At 39.2% G+C, this 23,493-nt stretch carries 19 protein-coding genes; 1 reads left to right on the top strand and 18 read right to left on the bottom strand.

Annotated elements, in window-relative coordinates; translation table 11 throughout:
* Positions 1–103: 103 nt before the first annotated feature.
* From V7164_RS12985 to V7164_RS12930, 12 genes are all read right to left on the bottom strand, one after another.
* The gene (locus tag V7164_RS12985) at positions 104–541 is read right to left on the bottom strand and encodes a BrxA/BrxB family bacilliredoxin (protein ID WP_335344136.1); all 438 of its coding nucleotides are present in this window, start codon (positions 539–541) and stop codon (positions 104–106) included.
* 98 nt (positions 542–639) lie between these two features.
* Positions 640–1,761 carry a methylmalonyl Co-A mutase-associated GTPase MeaB gene (meaB, locus tag V7164_RS12980; protein WP_335344135.1) on the bottom strand — a complete coding sequence of 374 codons (1,122 nt, stop codon included), beginning with the start codon at positions 1,759–1,761 and terminating at the stop codon, positions 640–642.
* Positions 1,754–3,949 (bottom strand): methylmalonyl-CoA mutase, encoded by a 2,196-nt coding sequence (gene scpA, locus V7164_RS12975; protein WP_335344134.1) that lies wholly within the window; start codon positions 3,947–3,949, stop codon positions 1,754–1,756. The genes meaB and scpA overlap by 8 nt, the downstream gene beginning before the upstream one ends.
* Positions 3,942–5,783, bottom strand: a complete 1,842-nt coding sequence (locus tag V7164_RS12970) for a methylmalonyl-CoA mutase family protein (RefSeq protein ID WP_335354281.1) — start codon at positions 5,781–5,783, stop codon at positions 3,942–3,944. Before V7164_RS12970 ends, scpA begins: the two co-directional genes overlap by 8 nt.
* A gap of 171 nt (positions 5,784–5,954) precedes the next feature.
* Positions 5,955–7,277, bottom strand: coding sequence for a dihydrolipoamide acetyltransferase family protein (locus V7164_RS12965; protein WP_335354280.1), 1,323 nt, complete (start codon positions 7,275–7,277; stop codon positions 5,955–5,957).
* Between the two features lie 89 nt (positions 7,278–7,366).
* Complete coding sequence (locus V7164_RS12960) at positions 7,367–8,350, bottom strand: alpha-ketoacid dehydrogenase subunit beta (protein WP_335344132.1); 984 nt, start codon at positions 8,348–8,350, stop codon at positions 7,367–7,369.
* Between the two features lie 15 nt (positions 8,351–8,365).
* Positions 8,366–9,358 (bottom strand): thiamine pyrophosphate-dependent dehydrogenase E1 component subunit alpha, encoded by a 993-nt coding sequence (locus V7164_RS12955; protein WP_335344131.1) that lies wholly within the window; start codon positions 9,356–9,358, stop codon positions 8,366–8,368.
* Positions 9,359–9,433: 75 nt separating this feature from the next.
* Positions 9,434–10,855, bottom strand: a complete 1,422-nt coding sequence (gene lpdA / locus V7164_RS12950; protein ID WP_335344130.1) for a dihydrolipoyl dehydrogenase — start codon at positions 10,853–10,855, stop codon at positions 9,434–9,436.
* A gap of 68 nt (positions 10,856–10,923) precedes the next feature.
* Positions 10,924–12,030, bottom strand: a complete 1,107-nt coding sequence (gene buk, locus V7164_RS12945; RefSeq protein ID WP_335344129.1) for a butyrate kinase — start codon at positions 12,028–12,030, stop codon at positions 10,924–10,926.
* A 109-nt stretch (positions 12,031–12,139) separates the two neighbouring features.
* Positions 12,140–13,237, bottom strand: coding sequence for a branched-chain amino acid dehydrogenase (gene bcd / locus V7164_RS12940; protein WP_335344128.1), 1,098 nt, complete (start codon positions 13,235–13,237; stop codon positions 12,140–12,142).
* Between the two features lie 77 nt (positions 13,238–13,314).
* Positions 13,315–14,214 carry a phosphate butyryltransferase gene (gene yqiS / locus V7164_RS12935; protein ID WP_335344127.1) on the bottom strand — a complete coding sequence of 300 codons (900 nt, stop codon included), beginning with the start codon at positions 14,212–14,214 and terminating at the stop codon, positions 13,315–13,317.
* A 201-nt stretch (positions 14,215–14,415) separates the two neighbouring features.
* The gene (locus V7164_RS12930; RefSeq protein ID WP_335344126.1) at positions 14,416–16,485 is read right to left on the bottom strand and encodes a sigma 54-interacting transcriptional regulator; all 2,070 of its coding nucleotides are present in this window, start codon (positions 16,483–16,485) and stop codon (positions 14,416–14,418) included.
* Positions 16,486–16,721: 236 nt separating this feature from the next.
* Between V7164_RS12930 and V7164_RS12925 the strand changes: the two genes are divergently transcribed.
* Positions 16,722–16,970: a DUF2627 domain-containing protein gene (locus tag V7164_RS12925; protein WP_335354279.1), complete on the top strand. Its 249-nt coding sequence runs from the start codon at positions 16,722–16,724 to the stop codon at positions 16,968–16,970.
* 19 nt (positions 16,971–16,989) lie between these two features.
* On the opposite strand, the gene V7164_RS12920 is transcribed toward V7164_RS12925, so the two are convergent.
* From V7164_RS12920 to V7164_RS12895, 6 genes are all read right to left on the bottom strand, one after another.
* Complete coding sequence (locus V7164_RS12920; RefSeq protein ID WP_335344124.1) at positions 16,990–17,721, bottom strand: glycerophosphodiester phosphodiesterase; 732 nt, start codon at positions 17,719–17,721, stop codon at positions 16,990–16,992.
* A 75-nt stretch (positions 17,722–17,796) separates the two neighbouring features.
* Complete coding sequence (spo0A, locus tag V7164_RS12915) at positions 17,797–18,588, bottom strand: sporulation transcription factor Spo0A (protein ID WP_335354278.1); 792 nt, start codon at positions 18,586–18,588, stop codon at positions 17,797–17,799.
* 291 nt (positions 18,589–18,879) lie between these two features.
* Positions 18,880–20,166 carry a SpoIVB peptidase gene (spoIVB, locus tag V7164_RS12910; protein ID WP_335344122.1) on the bottom strand — a complete coding sequence of 429 codons (1,287 nt, stop codon included), beginning with the start codon at positions 20,164–20,166 and terminating at the stop codon, positions 18,880–18,882.
* A gap of 138 nt (positions 20,167–20,304) precedes the next feature.
* Positions 20,305–21,990, bottom strand: coding sequence for a DNA repair protein RecN (recN, locus tag V7164_RS12905; protein WP_335344121.1), 1,686 nt, complete (start codon positions 21,988–21,990; stop codon positions 20,305–20,307).
* A 15-nt stretch (positions 21,991–22,005) separates the two neighbouring features.
* Positions 22,006–22,455 carry a transcriptional regulator AhrC/ArgR gene (gene ahrC, locus V7164_RS12900; protein ID WP_335344120.1) on the bottom strand — a complete coding sequence of 150 codons (450 nt, stop codon included), beginning with the start codon at positions 22,453–22,455 and terminating at the stop codon, positions 22,006–22,008.
* Between the two features lie 194 nt (positions 22,456–22,649).
* Positions 22,650–23,492 carry a TlyA family RNA methyltransferase gene (locus V7164_RS12895; protein ID WP_335344119.1) on the bottom strand — a complete coding sequence of 281 codons (843 nt, stop codon included), beginning with the start codon at positions 23,490–23,492 and terminating at the stop codon, positions 22,650–22,652.
* Position 23,493: the final 1 nt, after the last annotated feature.

Genomic DNA, 23,493 nt, shown 5'->3' with positions numbered 1-23,493 from the left:
AAAAATAAATAGCAGCCTATTAATATTTCGTTGCATAAATATAAAAAATATTGGATTTTAATAATATGAACAAACAAAAGAAAAAGCCCCTAAAAAGGGACTTTTACAGGTCTTCACAATATTGTTCAAAAGCATTTTGCAGTTTTTGAACGACAGCCATTGGTTCGTGTCCTTCGATTTCATGACGTTCAATCATTGTAACTAGTTTTCCATCTTTTAGTAATGCGAAAGAAGGTGATGATGGCGGATATCCTGTAAAATACTCTCGTGCAGCCGAAGTGGCCTCTTTATCCTGTCCGGCAAATACTGAAACTAAATGATCAGGGCGCTTATCATAGTGAACGGAGTGTGCTGCTGCAGGTCGTGCAATTCCACCGGCACAGCCGCAAACAGAATTAACCATTACTAGAGTAGTTCCTGATTTTTTCAGAGCTTCTCCCACCTCGTCTGGTGTTTTTAGCTCTTCATAGCCAGCAGCCACGATTTCTTTACGTGCTTGATTAACGACATCCGTCATAAATAAATTAAAATCCATATTCATATAAATTGTTCCTCCTTATTTCAAAAGTATGCCATACTTACATCATACCAATAATTAAACATACTTTTCAATGCAACTGCATGATGGACAGCTTCCATTTACAAATTTTTCATGTATGCCTCAAATAATTCTCCCACTGCCGAAGTGACAGTGCGATTCCCAGCAATGACTTCGTTTTCCATCTTTGGCAGCAGCTGCTTGACATCCTGATGATAGAAAAAGCTGAATTGCAGCTGATCTATGATCATAGAATAAATCCATTCCTTTGTCTGCACTCTTCTGCGTTCAGCAAAAACTCCTGATTCTTTCGTATGCCGTTCAAAGGTTTTAATTGAATCCCAGATTTCCTCCATTCCTTCATTGTATTTGGCCGAACAAGTAAACGCTTTTGTTTCCCATCCTTTTGTTGCGGGCTGCAGAAAATGGAGGATTCGGCTATATTCAGATTTTGTTTTTAATGCGAGCTTTTTATTATGTCCATCTGCTTTATTAACGACAACTGCATCTGCCAGCTCCATAATTCCTTTTTTCATCCCCTGAAGCTCATCCCCTGCCCCAGTTAATGTCAAAAGCATAAAAAAGTCGACCATATCTCTGACAATCACTTCGCTTTGTCCAACACCAACCGTTTCAATAAGGATGACATCAAAGCCAGCCGCCTCACAAATCAGCATCGTTTCTCTCGTTTTTCTGTGAACACCCCCGAGCTTGCCGGCAGATGGGGAAGGGCGAATATAGGCTCTTGGATTCCGAGAGAGGTGCTCCATTCTTGTTTTATCACCAAGAATGCTTCCTCCGCTGATTTTTGAGCTCGGATCGATGGCAAGAACCGCCACCTTCAAGCCTAAATCACATAAATAAGATCCGAAAGCTTCAATAAAGGTACTTTTTCCTGCCCCTGGAACACCGGTTATCCCAATTCGAAGAGCTCTCCCCGAATACGGGAGGAGCTGTTGCAAAAGCTCCTGAGCTTTACGAAAATGGTGCTCCGCATTACTTTCAATTAAAGTTATGGCACGTGCAAGTATGGAGCGGCTTCCTTCAAGAATGCCAGCGGCTAATTCATCATTATTAAGTTCAAGCTTATTCTTCTTTTTAAATCTAGTATTCTTTGTAAATCCATAGCCCTCCTGCGGCAATTCTACCCCCTTCTTTACTACACTTGTAAAGCTGTCAGGGTTTGCGCCATCAAACCATTCAGGTTTTTTCTCCTTATCCATTTGCTACTTCCTCGTACCCTAGCCGGCTATAAATCTCACGAATGACTTTTTGCGCTGCCACAGGAATAACTGTACCGGGTCCAAATATAGCTGCTGCACCTTGTTCATATAAGTATTGATAGTCTTGAGCTGGAATAACCCCGCCAATGACGACTAGAATATCTTCCCTGCCAAGCTTTTTAAGCTCATCAATCAACTGAGGAAGTAGTGTTTTATGGCCTGCAGCCAATGAACTAATGCCGATAACATGAACATCATTTTCAACTGCCTGTTTTGCTGTTTCATCAGGTGTCTGGAATAATGGGCCAATATCTACATCAAAGCCTAAATCCGCAAATGCTGTTGCAATGACTTTTGCTCCACGATCATGTCCGTCCTGTCCCATTTTGGCTATGAGAATTCGTGGTCTTCTTCCCTCATTTTCCAGGAAGTCGTCCGTCATCGTCTTCACTTCTGCAATTTCTTCTTCATTAGAAAATGCAGAACTATAAACACCGCTAATTGATCGAATGATCGCTTTATGACGGTTAGCCACCTTTTCGATCGCATAGGAAATTTCACCAAGTGTTGCCCGAGCTCTTGCCGCTTGAACAGCTAGCTCCAGCAAATTGCCATTCCCTGTTTCAGCAGCCTGCGTTATCGATTCAAGTGCCTGAATGACCTTCTCCTCATCACGAGCAGACTTTAAATATTCTAGTTTTTCGATTTGCTTTAAGCGGACTGCGGTATTGTCAATATCCAAAATCTCAATGGGCTCTTCTTGTTCAAGCCGGTATTTATTTACACCGATAATCGTTTCTTTCCCAGAGTCAATCTGTGCTTGCCTGCGTGCAGCCGCCTCTTCAATTTTCATTTTTGGCAGTCCTGTTTCAATAGCCTTTGCCATTCCGCCGAGATTTTCAATTTCTTCAATATGCTCCCAAGCCCGTTTGATTAGTTCATCTGTTAGGGCTTCAACATAATAGGAACCTGCCCATGGATCAATTACATTTGTTATCCCCGTTTCCTCCTGCAGATAAAGCTGTGTATTTCTTGCAATCCGTGCAGAAAAATCGGTTGGTAATGCAATGGCTTCATCTAAAGCATTTGTATGAAGTGACTGTGTGTGCCCCATTGCCGCAGCATGTGCTTCAATTAATGTTCTCGTTACGTTATTAAATGGATCCTGCTCGGTTAAACTCCAGCCCGAAGTCTGAGAGTGAGTTCTAAGCGCCATCGATTTTGCGTTTTTCGGCTCAAAGGTTTTCATCATCTTTGCCCAAATAAACCGGGCTGCACGCATTTTGGCGACTTCCATAAAGTAATTCATGCCGATTGCCCAGAAAAACGATAGTCTTGGAGCAAAAGAATCGACATCTATTCCAGCCTTTAATCCCGTTCTAACATACTCCAGGCCATCAGCAAGTGTATAGGCTAGCTCAATATCTGCCGGTGCTCCTGCCTCCTGCATATGATAGCCGGAAATACTGATGCTATTAAACTTTGGCATATATTTAGACGTATATTGGAAAATATCAGCAATAATTTTCATTGACATTTCCGGAGGATAAATATACGTATTTCTTACCATATATTCTTTTAATATATCATTTTGAATTGTGCCTGATAATTTGTTCTGGCTGACACCTTGCTCTTCTGCCGTTACAATATAGAAAGCCATGATCGGAAGAACTGCACCATTCATTGTCATGGATACAGACATTTGATCTAAAGGGATTCCTTCGAAAAGCGTTTTCATATCTAGGATAGAATCTATCGCTACTCCAGCTTTTCCAACATCTCCAACAACTCTCGGATGATCAGAATCATAGCCTCGATGTGTAGCAAGGTCGAAAGCAACTGATAGCCCCTTTTGCCCCATTGCCAGGTTTCTTCGGTAAAAAGCATTACTTTCCTCAGCTGTTGAAAATCCAGCATATTGACGGACTGTCCATGGACGGTTTACATACATGGTCGGATAAGGCCCACGGGTATATGGAGGCAAACCAGGTGCACCATCCATATGCTGCAAGCCTTTAAGATCATCCTCTGTATACAGAGGTTTTATAGCTATCTGTTCATTCGTTTCAAAAAGAAGATCATCAATCGAAGCGTTATTTTCCGCTTCTGCTTTCTTAATCCACTCTTCCTTAGATGGCTTCTGCCCGTCAAAAAGAGGAATGCTTTTAAAATCTGGCTTTTTATTCATTGCTTGCCACCTCCATTTCGCTTAACAGAGAAGATAGGATTTCAAAACAATTACTGCGAAGGTGAATAAATTGATCGACCCCTGCTAGCCTATATTGCTCCTGTTTATCTGCAGCCGGAAGTCCGGCAAGATAAAGCTTCACATCGGGCCGCTTTTCTTTTATTAAGCTAATAATTTCAATTCCCGATTCGTCATACTGTTTGTCCGTTCCGCAAATAACATAGTGTTTTAGATTAGACTTTATCACGAATTGCACAGCTTGTTCTGACTCAACTATATTCGAACTTTCGTATGCGTAAACCCCGCCTGGGGCAAGGAAACCAATTATAAAATCCTTTCTTGCTTTGTGGGCCTTTAACTCCCCTAAACAAATTAATCCAGCTGCCGGCTTGTTCCCTGCTTTCCCTATTCTTTCCGCCAGTTTGCGCAGTTGTTCAAATGGCTCTGATAGTCGGACTTGAGGAATGCCCCCTTGATTGGCGTTAGCGCTTTCATTTAACTGTAGCGGAGAGTCACTTAGGTTTGCGTAAACATTCGTTCCAATTACACTTTTCTTTCTTGTGAAAATATCTTCGCTTCTTTTAGCCAGGACTTCAGCAATTTGAGCTTTTACCCAGCCAGACGCCAAACATTTCTCAATTCCATCTTGATCTTCTATTTCCTGAAATAATGCCCAAGCTTTTTCGGCAAGCTCTTCTGTTAAACTTTCAATATACCAGGAGCCCCCAGCTGGATCGATCACTTTTTCTAAATGAGCTTCATGTTTTAAGATTAATTGAGTATTGCGTGCAATTCGTTCAGAAAAAGGTGTTGACCTTCCTTCTGGTTCATTAAATGGACTAACATGAAGATATTGAATTCCTCCAAGGACTGCTGCAAATGCTTCATTCCCTGCTCTTAGAATATTTACATATGGGTCAAAAACGGTTTTCGTAAAGGCGGCCGTTTCGGCAGTAATGACCAAGCTGTGATCTTGAGAATTAAGCCCGTATGCTTCCATTACCTTATTCCAAAGAAGTCTTGCAGCACGAAGCTTTGCTATTTCCATGAAAAAGTTTGCACCAATGGAAAATTTAAAAACCATATTACTGAAGATTGTATCAAGCTTTAGTCCTTGGTTATGCAGCTCCTGTACATGGTGGACCCCTGTTGATAATGCCAAAGCAAGTTCTTGAATAGCATTGGCGCCTGCATGATTGTAGACACTTGAATTAACAAGGATAGTCCGAAGATTTGGCATGCTGCTATTTGTTGATTGAATTATATTAGCAAATTTGTCGTATGAAGCTTTTTTATCTGCTGTGCCATTTAAAGCCGTTACCGCTAAAGGATCCATAGCGATATAGCCTGATACCCTTTCACAATTAGACAATTTCGACAATTCTGCGAGAAATTCTATTTGTTTTTCATTTATTTCAATTGAAAAAGGAAATTTAGAATACAAGCCCTCTATTAAACTCATAAATTCTTCAATGGTAACATTATCGGCATTAATCGCAATGGCGGATTGGCCTTTTTCTAAAGATGTAAGAAGGGCTTCCCTAATGCTTTCTCCCTCTTGCACTACTATTTTCTGTGCAACCTTCCATCCCTGTGAAAGATAGCCAAGCGAATTGAAACCCCTTCTGTAGTCAGGCTGACCAGGAAGTTGAGAGGCTTTTTCGTTATCAAAATCCTCTTTTGTATAGAGAGGCTTTAATATAATATTTTCATACGTATTTGTGTTTAAGGAATTTACAGGTTTCCCTTTTAAGGCTTCCTCGGCTTTTTGCTCCCAATCACTAAGGGAAAACGTATCAAATGATTCATTCATCATCTTTTTTATTGTCATCATCACTGTCTTAACGACAGCTTCCCCTCCCTCCGTATGCTTATATATATTTTATTACACATAAAATAAACAAGCAATTAGGGTCTGCCCCTATCAATAAGGTATTCCATTGCCACTCGTCTTAAAAAGGGGCCACCAACTTACTTGGCAGCCCCTAAAAATCATTACCGCTTATTAATAGACGGATGTATTTTCTTTTGATGTATTTTCAAGAATTTCTTTCACACGCTGCAGGAAGCGTCCGCAAACAAGTCCATCTAATACACGATGGTCTAGTGACATACAAAGGTTAACCATATCACGAACGGCGATCATTCCGTTGTTCATTACAACCGGGCGTTTAACAATGGATTCAACCTGTAGAATAGCTGCCTGTGGATAATTAATAATTCCATTAGACTGAATAGAACCAAATGAACCTGTATTGTTAACGGTAAACGTTCCTCCAGACATTTCTGCTGAAGTCAGTTTTCCAGCCCTAACCTTTGCTGCAAGCTCATTAATTTCACGTGCAATGCCTTTGATTGTTTTCTCATCTGCATGTTTAATAACAGGTACAAACAATGCATCTTCTGTAGCAACGGCGATAGAAAGATTAATATCTTTCTTTTGGATGATTTTGTCGCCAGCCCACATGGAATTAATTTGTGGATATTCTTTCAAGGCTTGCGCAACAGCTTTCACAAAGAAAGCAAAGAATGTCAGGTTAAAGCCTTCTTTTTTCTTAAATTCATTCTTAATTGAATTACGATATTCGACTAAATTTGTTACATCGACTTCAATCATTGTCCATGCATGTGGAGCTTCATGCTTGCTGCGAAGCATATTAGCTGCGATTGCCTTACGTACACCAGATACAGGGATTTCTATATCCCCTGGTAGAACCGGGACATTCGGAGCCGGTGCAGTTTGTTTTTCAGTTACTGCAGTTTGTGTCGCAGCTTGCGAAGCAACTGGTTGCTGTGATGCAGTTTCTGTTTGTGCAGGCTGACTAGCTTGTGGAATATTACCTGACTCAATAATCTTCGTTAAGTCTTTGCGAGTAATCCGGCCGCCAGCACCTGTACCTGTTACAAGGCTTAAATCAATGCCATGCTCTTGAGAGAGCTTTAATACAGCAGGTGAGTAGCGAGCTTTGTTCCCCTCAGCTGCCGAAGGAGCAGGTACAGCCGATGCAGCCGGAATGTTGCCGGCCTTATCAGCAGGTGCTGCAGCTTTAGCTTGTGGGGTAACTGGAGCATCAGCAGTACCGCCGCCTTCTGTTTCAATAGTCAGAATCACATCACCTACTGCATAGGCAACACCTTCTTCTGCAATTAATTCTTTAATTGTTCCGGTAAAAGAAGATGGAACTTCTGCATTTACTTTATCAGTCATTACTTCTGCAAGCGGGTCATATTTATTTACTTTATCTCCAACAGAAACTAACCATTTACTTATTGTGCCTTCAGTAACACTTTCACCTAATTGAGGCATCTTAATTTGTTCAATTGCCAATGAATTTGCCCTCCTTCTAGCTTCAGAACTTTAGCTGTATTCTATAATTTTTAGCATCTGCGTCTAAACTGGACGCATGCGCTTTCCTATTAAAATTCAGCTAGTTCTCTCATTGCTTTTTCAACTTTATCTGGATTGACCATGAAGAATTTTTCCATCGTTGGAGCATATGGCATAGCAGGAACATCAGGGCCAGCAAGACGCTTAATCGGTGCATCAAGCTCAAAGAGGCAATTTTCAGCGATAATAGCTGAAACTTCACTCATGATGCTTCCTTCTTTGTTATCCTCTGTTAATAATAAAACTTTACCTGTTTTTGAAGCTGCTTCAATAATCGCTTCTTTATCGAGCGGATAGACGGTTCTTAAATCTAGAATGTGCGCAGAGATGCCGTCTTTTGCTAATCTTTCTGCTGCCTGAAGAGCGAAATGAACACATAATCCGTAAGTAATGACAGTAATATCTTCACCTTCACGCTTTACGTCAGCTTTCCCAATTGGCAGCACATAATCATCATCTGGAACTTCTCCTTTAATTAAACGGTATGCACGTTTATGTTCAAAGAAAAGAACGGGATCTTCATCACGGATTGCTGCTTTTAATAATCCCTTCACATCATAAGGTGTAGAAGGCATGACTATTTTTAGGCCGGGCTGGTTGGCAAATATGGCTTCAACAGATTGTGAATGATATAAAGCGCCATGAACGCCTCCGCCATAAGGTGCACGAATAACGATAGGACAGCTCCAATCATTATTGGAGCGGTAACGAATTCTTGCCGCCTCAGAAATAATTTGGTTGACAGCGGGCATAATAAAGTCAGCGAATTGCATTTCTGCTATCGGACGCATTCCGTACATAGCCGCTCCAATTCCAACTCCGGCAATAGCAGATTCGGCAAGCGGTGTATCAATGACACGATCCTCTCCAAATTGGTCATATAAGCCTTGAGTTGCTTTAAATACGCCGCCTTTTTTGCCTACGTCTTCCCCTAAAACAAAAACCTTCGGATCTCTCTCCATTTCTTCACGGATTGCCATTGTAACAGCATCAATATAAGAAATTACAGCCATTATAGTTCCCCCCTACTATTCAGCATAAACATATTTCAGTGCATGGTCCGGTTCTGCATACGGTGCATTTTCTGCATAATCAGTCGCTTCATTAACTTGACCCATAACACGATCATTTATTTCTTTCTCTTTGGCATCATTCATAATTCCTAATTCCTTCAGATAAGCACCAAAGGTTATGATTGAATCCTTTTCCTTCGCTTTGGCCACTTCATCAGGTGAACGATAGCTGCGGTCATCATCATCAGAAGAGTGTGGTGTTAAACGATAAGAAACTGTCTCGACAAGGGTTGGCCCTTCTCCTCTTCTTCCTCTGTCAGCTGCTTCCTTAACAGCTTTATATACGGCAAGCGGATCATTGCCATCAACCGTAACTCCAGGCATACCATATCCAATCGCACGATCAGATACATTTTCGCAAGCTAATTGCTTTTCAATTGGAACTGATATCGCATATTTATTATTTTCACACATGAAAATTACTGGAAGCTTATGCACTCCCGCAAAGTTAGCACCTTCATGGAAGTCTCCCTGGTTTGAGGACCCTTCACCAAATGTCACGAATGTTACTAAATCTTTTCCTTCCATTCTTCCTGCCAATGCGACACCTACAGCATGAGGAACTTGAGTAGTAACAGGCGAAGAACCCGTAACAATACGATTTTTCTTTTGGCCAAAGTGTCCAGGCATTTGTCGCCCGCCTGAGTTTGGATCTTCCGCTTTTGCAAAAGCGGAAAGCATTAAATCTGTTGGAGTCATCCCGAATGTAAGAACAACACCCATATCCCGGTAGTATGGAAGAACATAATCCTTTTCCTTATCAAGTGCAAAAGCTGCTCCAACCTGTGCTGCTTCTTGACCTTGGCATGAAATTACGAAGGGAATTTTACCAGCACGGTTTAATAGCCACATCCGCTCATCAATGCGACGGGCTAAAAGCATGGTTTCATACATATTTAATACCGTTTCATCACTTAAACCTAACTCTTTATGACGGTTTTCAACCATTTCAATACCTCCTAAATAAGTATGGATCAAGAGCTGAAAAGCCCTTGTTTGCTTTATGAAAAATAATAATTCAGCTTAGCCGTGAATGGCCTTTCCATCGACTGCGAGAGCAGCCTCGCCGATTGCTTCTGATAATGTTGGATGAGGGTGGATCGTATGTGCTACTTCCCAAGGGGTAGCATCTAGGACACGAGCTAGACCTGCTTCAGAAATCATATCCGTTACATGCGGCCCAATCATATGAACACCTAATATATCATTTGTATCCTCATCTGCAATAATTTTTACGAACCCATCAGCTTCACCAAAAACTAATGCTTTCCCTATTGCCCGGAAGGAGAACTTTCCTGTTTTTACCTTAAAGCCCATTTCTTTGGCTTCTTCTTCTGTATAACCGACACTTGCTGCTTCTGGTGAGCTGTAGATGCATTTAGAAACAAGGCTGTAATTTATCGGTTGAGGATTTTCGTTAGCTATATGCTCAACGGCTACAATTCCTTCATGTGAAGCAACATGTGCAAGCTGAAGTCCGCCAATCACATCACCAATTGCATAAATATGGGATTCTTTCGTTTGGAAAAATTCATTCGTTGCAATAAAGCCCTTCTCTACTTGAATATCTGTATTTTCAAGCCCAATTCCTTCAATATTTGCTTGGCGGCCAACGGAAACGAGTAGCTTTTCAGCAGTAAATTCCCTTTGCTCACCTTTCACTTCAGCTGAAATGGCAACATTGCTTTCAGCTTGTTTGAGAGTTTCAGGAAGCACTTTTGCACCTGTAACGATTTTTACACCTTTTTTCTTCATTAATCTCTGCATTTCTCTTGATACTTCTTTATCTTCTGTAGGAATGATTCTGTCCGCATATTCGACAACCGTAACTTCTGCCCCGAAATCAGAGAGCATGGATGCCCATTCGATTCCGATTACTCCACCTCCAACAATGATGATTGAGCTTGGAATCTCTTCCATCATAAGTGCTTCATCAGAAGTCATGACATTTCCGCCAATTTCAAGACCTGGTAAAGTTCTTGGACGGGAGCCTGTTGCCACAATTACATTTTTAGGAATAAGCATGGCGTTCTCGTCCCCATTATTCATTTCAACTGAAATGGTTCCCGGCATAGGAGAAAAAATCGATGGACCTAAAATACGGCCAGTTCCTTCATAAATGTCAATTTTGCCTTGCTTCATCAAATGCTGAACCCCTTTATGAAGCTGGTCAACAATTTTATTTTTTCTTTCTTGGACTTTACTGAAATTGACTTCAATATTACTTGCGGAAATACCGAACTCTTCACTTCGCTTCGTTGTTGCGTACACCTCTGCACTTCTAAGCAGTGCTTTACTTGGTATGCATCCTTTATGCAAGCATGTTCCGCCAAGTTTTCCTTTTTCAACTAGAGCTGTTTTTAAACCTAATTGGGAAGCACGGATCGCTGCAACATAACCGCCGGTGCCCCCGCCTAAAATGACTAAATCATATTCTTCTGCCACGTTTATTCCTCCTATTTGAATAGGGCTAGCACTTAGAACAAAATGTGCATTTGCTATTCAACCATATTCTAATGAACTGCAGCTCTTGTTTGCATTCCTGGATATTCCTTTTCTGCTTCCTCTCCACGAAGTATACGAAGCGCACCTTCTGCTAAAGCCTGCAGCTCGTTTTCTCCAGGATGGACGATAACATCTGCAATCCAATTAATTCGATCACTTATTTCTTTCACAAAATCTTTTCCGAACGCAATACCGCCGGTTATAACAATGGCATCGACCTTTCCGCTTAACACCGTGCTGGCTGCACCGATTTCTTTCGCTACTTGATAGGCCATTGCGGAATATATGAGCTTTGCGTTTTCATCCCCGTTTTTAATCATTTGTTCAACTTTAACCGCGTCATTTGTACCTAAATAACCAACAAGTCCACCATGACCGACTATTTTTTTCATTATCTCTTCACGATAATAGGAACCGGAATAACATAGAGAAACTAAATCCCCAACTGGAACAGTTCCTGCACGTTCAGGACTAAATGGTCCTTCCCCATGTAAACCATTGTTGACATCGATTACTTTTCCTTTTTGATGAGCACCGACTGTAATTCCTCCGCCCATATGAGTAACGATTAAATTTAGTTCTTCATATTTTTTCCCGATTTCTTTCGCTGCTCTTCTCGCGACAGCTTTTTGGTTCAATGCATGAAAAATACTTTTTCTTTCAATTAATGAAAAACCGGAAATACGTGCAATTGGAGCTAATTCATCAACGACTACCGGGTCAACAATATAGGAAGGAATATTTAATGCGGCAGCAATTTCATAAGCGATTATGCCTCCAAGATTAGAAGCATGCTGACCTGCATAGCCTTCTCTCAAATCCTTTAGCATAGCCTCATTGACGGAATAGGTTCCACCCTCAATTGGTCTTAATAAGCCTCCTCTTCCGCAAACTGCATTAAGCTTAGAAATATTAAATCCTTCTTTATCCAATGTCTCGAGGATTACATTTTTGCGGAATTCGTACTGGTCAATAATATTTTCGAAAGCATTTATTTCATCTGTATCATGGCGTATTGTTTTTTCCAAGATAGATAAGTCATTATCGAAAACTCCGATTTTCGTAGAGGTGGATCCAGGATTGATAACGAGAATTCGATGTTCTTGTTCTTGCACTTTGAAACCTCCGTGTGAAAAGCGATTATGCTCACCGAACTAAATTTTAATCCGGTGAGCAAAGTATAATCCGCTATTCTTCAGTCTATTATTAAATATTTTAACGCACCTATTTACGACGGCTTAAAATATGGTGGCCATTTTGCAGGAATTGGCTCCTAGAATTGCGCATTCTTTCAATTCTTTCTTCTACCATACGGTCAGCAGCTTTATAGGTAGGAATTTGATCTCGTTTTGAAATTTCAATAACCTTTTCAATGCTTTGGTAAAGTCCTTCAACCTTTTTCAATGCCCGCTCTGCATTGTAGCCGTATAATTCATCTGCAACGTTAATGACTCCGCCAGCATTAATAACATAGTCTGGAGCGTAAACAATTCCCATTTCATGAAGGATATCTCCATGACGCTCTTCTTTTAATTGATTATTTGCAGAGCCAGCAATGACCTTTGCTTTTAATTGTGGAATGGTTTCATCATTCACTGTTGCACCAAGTGCACAAGGCGCATAAATATCACATTCGACTCCATAAATTTCATTTGGGTCAACTGCCTTTGCACCGAAGTCATTCACTGCACGCTGAACAGCTTCTTTATTTATATCTGTTACGATTAATTGAGCACCTTCTTCATGAAGATGCTTGCATAGGCTGTACGCAACATTTCCAACACCTTGTACTGCGATTACTTTTCCTTCTAATGAATCTGTTCCGAACGCTTCTTTCGCCGCAGCCTTCATTCCAACGTAAACCCCATAAGCTGTTACAGGTGAAGGGTTGCCTGATGAACCAAATGCAGGTGAAATTCCAGTTACATAATCAGTTTCTTCATGAATAAGATCCATATCTGCTACAGTCGTACCGACATCTTCAGCAGTGATATAGCGGCCATTTAACCCTTGGATATAACGGCCAAAGGCACGGAACATTTCTTCGTTTTTATCCTTCTTAGGATCACCGATGATGACAGTTTTTCCTCCACCAAGGTTAAGTCCAGCCGCAGCATTTTTATAAGTCATTCCTTTTGCAAGACGCAATGCATCTTCAATAGCAGCTTCTTCTGATGCATATGTCCACATACGCGTTCCGCCTAAAGCTGGTCCTAATGTTGTATCATGGATCGCGATAATGGCCTTTAAGCCTGATGTTTTGTCCTGGCAGAATACTACTTGCTCGTAATCATATTTTTCTAGATATTTGAAAATTTCCATTTGAAATTCCTCCTAAGATAGTTTGCTTTTTTGTAAGTACGATAAACATTCGTTAAGTTCTAGTTTGAGATTTATATTTAATTGGCCGAGCATATAGCCAATGCTAAGGAATAAAGCTTGCTTTCGGCTGTATCTGCCCTGGATGTTAAGACAATTGGCGCCTTTGCACCTGCTATAACAGCACCAACCTTTGCTTTGGCGAAATAAATCAATGATTTATAAAGTGCATTCCCAACCTCAATCGTTGGAACTAATAATATATCCGCTCTTCCAGCTACATCGCTCTTTATTCCTTTATGTTCGGCAGCAGATATAGAAATGGCATTATCTAAAGCTAATGGTCCATCAACAATACAATCTGTCAGCTGCCCTCGCTTGTTCATTAAGGTTAAGGCTGCTGCATCAAGAGTAGCCTGCATAGCCGGATTTATCACTTCCACTGCTGCAATCGGTGCAACAAGCGGTTTGTTAATCCCAATGCTCCGCGCTATTCCGATCGCATTTTTAAGAATCTGTGCCTTCTGATCTAAATCGGGGGATATATTCATGGCAGCATCGGTAATTATAATAAATTTGTCATAGCTTGGAACTTCAAATACAGCTACGTGAGATAAGACACTTCCAGTCCTTAAACCATACTCTTTATTCAAGACGGCTTTTAAAATAGTTGCAGTTGGCACATTTCCCTTCATTAAAACATCCGCTTCATTTAATTTTACAGCCTTTACAGCATTTTCTGCTGCTAATCCATTTGATAACGTATGAATGATTTGGATATTTTTACTTGAGGCAAGGTTTTCATGCTTATTGACGATTTTTAAAATTTGTTCCTTATCACCGTACAATAAAAAATTTGCTAAATTTCGTTTAACTGCTTCAGAAACTGCCTCGATCACTTCATGATCCTCTGCTGCAGCAACGGCTACTGTTTTCATTTGAAATTGGGTTGCTCTCTCTATAAGCGAATCCAAATCCATCTAGTTCTCAACCCCTTTACTCCAAAGCGAATAATGCTTGTTTATTGCAATTTGACCTAGACTAGCTAGTTCAAATTGCAATTAACACAATGACTGCAACAGCCATTTTATTATTCTGCAAGAATTGTGCCAAACGAAATCATTATGAAAACGCTTTATTTACGGTTTATTAAGTATGAAAAAAATTGCACATCATGAAATTTATTGCACGCTATTATTTGCAATCCCATACTTCTCAAGCTTATAGTATAAATTTCTTACTGATAAACCGAGGGATTTAGCGGTAATGGTTTTGTTTCCGGCAGATTTTTTTAAGGTTTGCAATATTAGCTCTTTCTCATACTGTTCGAGCAGCTGATTTAATGTGAGATTTGGAATTGTTTCATCTCGTTCAATTTCGTTTTGGGTTTTTTCGTTTATTTTTATTAATTCCGGGACATGAGCTTCATCCAAAACATTTTCATTATAACTCATGAAAATAATAGCTCTTCCGAGAATATTATCTAGCTCTCTTACATTTCCAGGCCAATCATACAACATTAATTTATGCAATGCCGATTGAGTTATTTTTTCTACATTCCGTCCATATTCCTGATTGATTTTCTGGATCAAACGATTACAAAGCAACGGAATATCTTCCTTTCTTTTTCTCAGCGGCGGTATATGAATGGGCATTCGATTCAAACGATAATATAAGTCTTCCCTAAAAGTTCCATTTGCAATTCCTTTTTCTAAATTTACATTTGTCGCAGCAATCACTCTAACATTGATTTGTATAGGCTTTGTTCCACCTACACGAGTAATCTCTTTTTCCTGTAAAACCCTTAGTAGTTTAGCCTGTGTATTCGCTGATAACTCACCGATTTCATCTAAGAAAATACTGCCATTGTTGGCCTCTTCAAAAAGACCTCTCTTTCCTCCCCTTTTCGCTCCTGAAAATGCGCCTTCTTCATATCCGAATAGCTCACTTTCTAATAAAGTTTCAGAAAGAGCTGCACAATTAACCCGAATGAATTTATTGTATTTACGATCACTTCCATTATGAATAGCGTGAGCAAACAATTCTTTCCCTGTGCCAGATTCCCCTCTTAATAATACAGTTGCAGGAGTTTTTGCCCCAAGCCGAGCCTGCTCAATCGCAATGGTCATCTCTTCAGATTTGCCAATAATATCATCAAATGAATATTTCGCTTCAAGATTTCGAATGATTTGCCGTGCATGATTTAATTCTCTATTTAATGTTTTGATTTCTGAGACATCATGAATGACACCAACACTGCCTTTTAATTTCCCATCGACTATGACAGGAGCTACATTAACGATAACCTCTTTCTTATTAGGTCCGACTCGCATCGCAACCCCTCTAACTGCTCTTCGTGTTTGAAGGACCTTCATATGTACACTCTCACCCTCAGAAATATCTGCGGTTGCCGGTTTCCCAATAACCTCATCCTCTCTGAGACCAGTGATTCTAGAATAGGCTGGATTTATTAATAATCCTCGGCCATTTTCATCTACAACAGAAATGGCTTCGTCACTTGAATGAATAATAGCCTGAAGCATCGTTTGGATTTCTTTTAAATTTGTGATTTCCTCGGCAAGGTTCATCACTTCGGTAATATCCTTGAACACCGCAAAGGCGCCTATAAGCTCATTATTCTCCCCAACCATCGGGATTCTTGTCGTAATAATTTTCACACCATTATTTAGGACTAACTCTTGATTAGCATATGTACGTCTTGTTTCTAATACTCTTGGTAATTCACTGTTAGAAATCACCTCAAGAATATGCTTTCCGATGGCTTCCTTCCTATTTGTTCCTGTCATTCTTTCGGCACTTTTATTAAAAAAAATAATTTCACAATGTTTATTAATGACAATCATGCCATCACCAGTAGAATTGAAAATGAGATCATGCTTATACTTTTCGTTTTCTATACTTGTTATTAAATCTTCTTTTTCCTCAATTAGATTTGCAATCAAGGCAGCAACACTGCCTGGTATAAGAACTGAATCTTTTCTTTTCGCTTCTCTTAGTCCAATAAACACATCTTTATTGCCTGTCACTTCAACGATTATATCAATATCCTGCAAAATAAACTTCCGCCAGTCAGTGCCAGTGGGTATTCCTTCTTCTTTCGCAATTATGAGTCCAGGTGCATGAATATTGTGGTCTACAACAGCTATTACTTTTAACATCGCCGTTTCTTTCATAATTTTTAAGATTGCTGATCCGCCTTTTCCCGCACCTACAATCATTACGGTTTGCATCGTATGCGACCACCCTCTAGATTGAAATTTATTTCATTAATTCCAGCCTTTTTATTGCAAGTTATTTCATACAAGTTTATTTTATCCTAGAAAGTCAGCCAAGCCAAATAAAAACGGTCGCACTTATTTGTATAAAGGTATCTTAAGGCTGAATAGCTTGACAAATTTCCCTATTGATTTATTATTTTTATGAACGGTGTATTATGTAGTATTTATGAAACGAAGGGATTTTTCAGATGGTTAGATTAATCGCTTTAATAATTATGCTCATACCAGGCCTTTTCGCTGCCTATGGAATAAAATTAATGAGAGACATGGTTTTTGGAATTTTACAAAATCCTTTTCCATATTTATGGGTGCAACTTCTATCAGGGCTGCTTTTCTTCCTAGTCGGACTTGGCTTTATTGCCGGATTTATTCTTCACCGCGATCGAAAGAAAAATAAGGTACAGCCGCGTTTCCAAAGGAAAAATGAAAGAGGATGACTCAAAGTCGTCCTCTTTTTTATTCATACATTTTTCTAATAATCTTTGCTAGAACAGGATCATCCGTAATAAAAGCTGAACAGTCAACAGAAAATAATCGGTGCATTTCTTTTTCCTTATTAACAGTATAAGGCCTAACCGCAATGCCATACTCTTCTGATGCCTTTATAAGCTCTGATTTGGCGATTGTATGTTTAGGATGGATACTTTTGGAACCAATGGATTCTGCATAAATCCAAGGCATATAGAGGCCTTCAGAAAACAATGGTGCTGTTTCTATCTCCGGGGCTAGGTGGTAGCAATAAACAATGCTGTAGTGATTGAATGATGAAAGGATGACACGATCTGCTAAATCATATGCACGAATAAGGCTAATGACCTTTTCTTCCATCCCTTCATATGGAAAAACCCCATTTTTCAGTTCAATATTACAAATGATGTGATTTGTCTTCATCCATTCTAAAACTTCAATTAAAGACGGAATTGGCTCCATTTGCGAAAAAAGCCTTTTTTTCTGACTGCTTGCGTCAAGTTTTCTTAAATCTCTATATGTATAATCTTTTACATAGCCTTTTCCATTTGTTGTCCGATCTACTTTTTCATCATGGATAACAACTATTTCGCCGTCCCTCGTTAGCTGAACATCCAGTTCGATCCCGTCTGCACCTGCTTTTTCTGCTTCCCTAAATGCCTTCATCGTGTTTTCAGGATACAAGGCGGAATATCCTCTATGAGCAAAAATTAATGTCATGATCATTACTCCCCATTAGAAAAGCGCTCTCCAGAAAGAGAACGCTTTTTCAATTTACTAAAATTCCTAACTCTTTCAGGAAGCCTTATGCTCCAGCCTTAATTTATCTGCTACCATCGCAATGAACTCTGAATTGGTTGGCTTTGCTTTAGACATAGAAACAGTGTAACCAAATAGGGAAGAAATTGAATCTATATTCCCCCTGCTCCATGCTACTTCAATGGCATGACGTATAGCCCGTTCAACTCGGCTTGCTGTCGTATTGTATTTTTTCGCAATATCTGGGTAAAGAACCTTTGTTATTGAACCGAGAAGCTCAATATCATTATAGACCATGGAAATCGCTTCACGAAGATACATATAACCTTTAATATGTGCCGGCACACCTATTTCATGAATAATACTCGTAATGCTCGCATCAAGATTTTTCGGTTTTGCTTCAATTGTTGATCGATAAGCTGTCGATGAAGGCTTTCTAATGACTGGATTTGCTTTTCCACTTACTTGACGTATATGGCTAGCCAGATTCTCCATATCAAATGGCTTCAGAATAAAATAGGAAGCCCCTAAATCTACTGCTTTCTTTGTCACGTCCTCCTGTCCGAAAGCAGTAAGCATAATCACATTTGGCAAGTTAGCCTTTTTCATTTCTCGCATCTTTCCAAGAACCGCTAAACCATCTAAATGAGGCATAATAATATCTAAAATAAGAACATCAGGATCTTCATGCTCTAAAATGTCCAGGCATTCCTGTCCATTATGACCGACACCCACAACTTCCATATCTTCTTGAGTTGATATATATTCTTCTAAAAGTCCGACAAGCTCTCTATTGTCATCGACAACACAAACCTTAATTTTCTTCACGTATTCTTTCCTCCTCGATCCATAATGGTCTCTTTATTATCTATTCTTATTCTAAATGAGAAATTCGACAATGCAACTGAAAATCCTTTAGTTTTTTTAAAAATTCTCAAAAATAGGTGAAAATCATTAGTTTTCTTTTGTTTTCTTTATTATTCGACCGTTTTCGATAATTGATTAGAATTTCAACAAAGTTTTGTCGAAAAATCTTTATATCTATTATAGCATATGTAATTATTTTCGATTAAATGCTTTTTTAGGCTAAAAAAGAGACGGGGGATCCCCGTCTTTAGATTATGATGCTTTTTCTTTTTGTTTCTCATATATATCAATTTCTGCTTCATTTAGCATCCACTCAATATGAACACCATATCCGCTCGTCGGATCATTTACAAAAACATGTGTTACTGCCCCAATCACTTTATCATTTTGGATGATGGGACTTCCGCTCATTCCTTGAACAATTCCTCCCGTTTTTGCTAAAAGCTTTGGATCCGTTACTTTTATAACCATTCCTTTTGTCGCAGGGAATTTTTGCGGAATCGTGCTGACAATTTCAATATCAAATAAATTTACCTCATCATTTTCAACAACTGTTAATATTTTTGCCGGACCTTCCTTTACTTGATGAGATAATGCAATCGGCATCGGCTTATCCAAGATGCCATTCTTTATGTCCTGATTAAGTTCCCCAAAGATTCCAAAAGGACTATTTCTGACAATATTTCCGATTACTTCTTTATCCTCTGAAAAACGAGCTAGTTTTTCTCCAGGATTGCCATTGCTCCCTTTCTCAATAGAGGTGACTGTGGAGCGAACAATTTGACCATCATCAACAACAATTGGTTTTTTCGTATCCATATCGGAAATAACATGGCCTAAAGCTCCATATTTCCTAGATTCTGGATGATAAAACGTCATTGTTCCGATTCCAGCAGCTGAGTCGCGAATATATAATCCAAGCTTAAAGGAACCCTCTCCTTTTTCTTTTAAGGGGGTTAATTCAGTTGTAAAATGATTATTTTCTCTATTCACACCTATCGTAAGGGGCTTACCGGATTTCCCTGCTTGCTGGACAAAAGGGGCAACATCAGACATTTTTTCAATATTTTTGCCGTTTATTTTAGTGATGATGTCTCCCACTTTGATTCCTGCTATTTCTCCAGGAGAGGATTTTCCGTTTACTGTATTTATTTGATGGTGTCCCACTACTAAGACACCAACGGTATTTAGTTTGACACCGATAGACTGTCCACCTGGAATCACTTTAAAATCCTTTAGTACATTTACATCGACCTTTTTAATCGGAAAACCTGCTAATTCTAAAAACATTTCATTTTCCCCGCGTTTTTTTGCTTTTAGGGAAACTGAATGATTGTCCTGTTTAAGTGCAATACTTGAATCTGTAGACATAGTTGCCGTTACCATTTCTGCTTTAGCCAGATCAATATGCTGGCCCTCAAAAAGAGTGATTGAAGTTGGAATTTCTAAATATTTTTGAATGGGTTTGGAAAATCCAATTGCAATTAATGAAACAAGGAGAATTCCACCAATTATTTTTCTTAAAACTTCTGTTATCAAAACTTTCACTCTCCTCGCTTCTAATCCACAACGTCAAATGGCTACATCTATAATTTTGCCTGTAAAGCGCGCATTTATAACTGATATGGCGATAAAAAAAGCTATCCTGCTTTGGATAGCTTTTCATGTATTTTTTTTCTACACCTTAATTTTGTTTGCAAGCTGAAGAAGCTCTTTAGCATGCTCTTTCGTTAAATCGGTAATTTCGACTCCTGATATCATCCGGCCAATTTCTTTAATTTTTTCTGCTTCATTTAAAGCTTTAACCGTTGTTTTCGTCCGGCCATCTTTAATATTTTTTGCGATATACAAATGAGTATCTGCCATTGCAGCTACTTGCGGTAAATGGGAGATGCACAACACTTGCGAATTAATGGCAACATGGTGAATCTTTTCTGCAATCGCTTGTGCAACCCTGCCACTCACTCCCGTATCCACTTCATCGAAAATAATAGAAGTAACCCCTTGATGCTTTGAAAAAATACTTTTTAGCGCAAGCATAATTCTAGATAATTCTCCACCTGATGCAATTTTGGAGAGGGGTTTTGATGGTTCCCCTGGATTAGTCGATAAGTAAAATTCAACTTTATCAAATCCATTTTTTGTGAAGTTCTCCATATCTGCTTCAAATTTCACTTCAAATACAGTCTTGTCCATATAAAGCTCTTTTAATTCTTTATGTATTAATTTTATTAAAGTTTTAGCCGTGTTTTTCCTTAAATTTGATAATTCTTCTGCTTCAACTGTAAGATCCTTTCGCAATGAGGAAATTTCTTTTTCTAACTTTCCGATATGTGTTTCTTTATTTTGCAATGTTTCTATTTCTTCTTCAATTTTTGAGGCATATTCAAGAATTTCAACAATTGTCTTCCCGTACTTTCGTTTTAATTGTTGAATCTCATTAAGCCGGTCTTCGATTTCGGCAAGTCTTCTAGGGTCGTATTCCAGAAAATCAAGCTCATTCCGAAGACTTCTCATGACATCCTCAAGCTGATAAAAGCTATTCGACACAGATTCAGCAAGTTCCTTATAGGCAGGATCAACTTCCGCAGCATCTTCAACATGCCCCATAACAAGACCAATCCAATCGAGTCCTCTTTGTTCCCCTTGAAGACCAGCATATCCTGCCTGTAAGGAATCATAAATCCGTTCGAAGTTACTAAGCTTTTTGCGCTCTTCGAAAAGCTCTTCATCTTCATTTAGCTTTAAATTCGCTTTAAGAATTTCATCATATTGAAACTGTATTAAATCTAGCCGATGGGCCATCTGCTGATCATTTTCACTTAATGTTTTTAATGATTTTAATTTTTGCTCATACTTATGATAAACTTGCTGGTATTCTAAAAGTGCAGAGCTTATCTTCCTGCCGCCAAATTGGTCAAGAAGACTGATATGCTTTATTTCGTCCATCAATTCCTGATGCTCATGCTGCCCATGAATATCAATCAATGTACTTCCAATTTCCCTTAAAATCGAAATTGTGACAAGCTTGCCATTGATTCTGCATACACTTTTTCCTGATTTCGAAATATCTCTTCTAAGTACAATCATTCCATCTTCAAGCTCAATGCCAAATTCATAAGCCTTTTTGCAAATAGGATGATTGGGATCTTCAAACTGAAAAAGACCTTCTATTTCTGCCTTTTCCTCTCCATGCCTTACAAATTCAGCTGATCCTCTTCCTCCAACGAGTAAGTGTATCGCATCAATGATAATTGACTTACCAGCACCTGTTTCTCCGCTTAATACAGTTAAGCCCTTGTCAAATGAGATCGAAAGGGCTTCAATAATAGCAAAGTTTCTAATTGATAATTCAGTTAACAAATGAAATCATCCCCATTACAGCATTTCTAGAAAACGATTTGTGATAGCTTCAGTTTGCTCAGGTGTTCTGCAAATAATTAAGCACGTATCATCGCCGCAAATAGTCCCCATTATCTCTTCCCAATCCAAATTATCAATAAGCGCCCCTATCGCCATCGCATTTCCAGGCAGGGTTTTCATTACGAGCAGGTTTCCTGCTGAATCTATCCGCACAAATGCATCCATTAGGTTACGTCTTAATTTTTGTAAAGGATTGAATCGCTGATCAGCAGGAAGGCTATATTTATATCTGCCATCTTGCAGAGGAACTTTTACAAGATGAAGTTCTTTAATATCTCGTGATACTGTTGCTTGTGTTACATTGTATCCGGCATTTTTTAACTCATCTACAAGATCATCCTGTGTCTCAATATCATTATTTGCAATAATCTCCCGAATTTTAATATGACGTTGACCCTTTGTCATATACTCACCCCAATTATGAAAAACGCTATGCGCCTAAATTTTATAACAAACTTCAAAATAGTTGTAAATAAAAGAATAAAATCTAATTATATGTTAGCTGATTTTCCCTATAAAGTACAATTTTTCTTTGTTTTTCATGATATTATTAGTCGTTTAGACATACATAAATAAAATGAAGAGGAATAAGCAGCAGCCTAATCCTCTTCATTTTGCTTTGTCTTAAGTTCTGTATGGGCTTCATTCACTACTGCCTGAGCTTCAAAATTTAAAATATTTTCACCGATTTCCTTCTGACCTGTCCAATAAAGGTGCAGCAGGAATTCAATATTCCCATCACCGCCAGTTATAGGAGAAAACGATAGATTTTTCACATCGAATCCCAGATTTAGGGCAAAGGAAATCATTGATTCTAAAACCTGTACATGGACCTTGGCATCACGTACAATCCCTTTTTTTCCAACCTGTTCGCGTCCTGCCTCAAACTGAGGCTTAACGAGCGCCACTACATCACTGCCTGAAACTAATAAGGTCTTTAATACAGGAAGGATAAGCTTTAAAGAGATAAATGAAACATCAATGGAAGCGAAGGTTGGCATTCCTTCTTGAAGATCGGCTGGTGTTACATAACGGAAATTAGTTCGCTCCATAACAACAACACGTTCATCCTGTCTTAACTTCCAAGCGAGCTGATTGTATCCGACATCAAGGGCATAAGACATTTTCGCCCCATTTTGTAAAGCACAATCAGTAAATCCGCCAGTTGATGCACCGATATCAAGAAGAATTTTGTCCTTCACTTCAAGATCAAATATTTTTAATGCTTTTTCAAGCTTTAGCCCGCCTCTGCTAACATACGGCATGACTTTTCCCTTTACTCTTAGCGGAATATCGCTGCTAACCTTTTCTCCCGGCTTGTCGAGACGAGTTTCATTACTAAATACAATTCCAGCCATTATCGTTCGTTTTGCCTTCTCCCTCGTCTCAGCTAAGCCTCTTTCAACTAATAAAATATCTAACCGTTCCTTCTTTGCTTTCATT

This window comes from Bacillus sp. JJ1474 (genome assembly GCF_036965225.1).
Taxonomy (GTDB): Bacteria; Bacillota; Bacilli; order Bacillales; family Cytobacillaceae; genus Cytobacillus.
Note: the sequence above shows the minus strand (reverse complement) of the source record. Positions and strands in the feature narration are given on the sequence as shown.

Bases quoted from the DNA above. Each gene is read 5' to 3' on its own strand.
- V7164_RS12985 (WP_335344136.1), bottom strand. From the start codon at position 541: ATGAATATGGATTTTAATTTATTTATGACGGATGTCGTTAATCAAGCA.
- meaB (WP_335344135.1), bottom strand. From the start codon at position 1,761: ATGGATAAGGAGAAAAAACCTGAATGGTTTGATGGCGCAAACCCTGAC.
- scpA (WP_335344134.1), bottom strand. From the start codon at position 3,949: ATGAATAAAAAGCCAGATTTTAAAAGCATTCCTCTTTTTGACGGGCAG.
- V7164_RS12970 (WP_335354281.1), bottom strand. From the start codon at position 5,783: ATGATGACAATAAAAAAGATGATGAATGAATCATTTGATACGTTTTCC.
- V7164_RS12960 (WP_335344132.1), bottom strand. From the start codon at position 8,350: ATGGCTGTAATTTCTTATATTGATGCTGTTACAATGGCAATCCGTGAA.
- V7164_RS12955 (WP_335344131.1), bottom strand. From the start codon at position 9,358: ATGGTTGAAAACCGTCATAAAGAGTTAGGTTTAAGTGATGAAACGGTA.
- bcd (WP_335344128.1), bottom strand. From the start codon at position 13,237: ATGGAAATTTTCAAATATCTAGAAAAATATGATTACGAGCAAGTAGTA.
- yqiS (WP_335344127.1), bottom strand. From the start codon at position 14,214: ATGGATTTGGATTCGCTTATAGAGAGAGCAACCCAATTTCAAATGAAA.
- V7164_RS12930 (WP_335344126.1), bottom strand. From the start codon at position 16,485: ATGCAAACCGTAATGATTGTAGGTGCGGGAAAAGGCGGATCAGCAATC.
- V7164_RS12925 (WP_335354279.1), top strand. From the start codon at position 16,722: ATGGTTAGATTAATCGCTTTAATAATTATGCTCATACCAGGCCTTTTC.
- V7164_RS12920 (WP_335344124.1), bottom strand. From the start codon at position 17,721: ATGACATTAATTTTTGCTCATAGAGGATATTCCGCCTTGTATCCTGAA.
- ahrC (WP_335344120.1), bottom strand. From the start codon at position 22,455: ATGACAAAGGGTCAACGTCATATTAAAATTCGGGAGATTATTGCAAAT.
- V7164_RS12895 (WP_335344119.1), bottom strand. From the start codon at position 23,492: ATGAAAGCAAAGAAGGAACGGTTAGATATTTTATTAGTTGAAAGAGGC.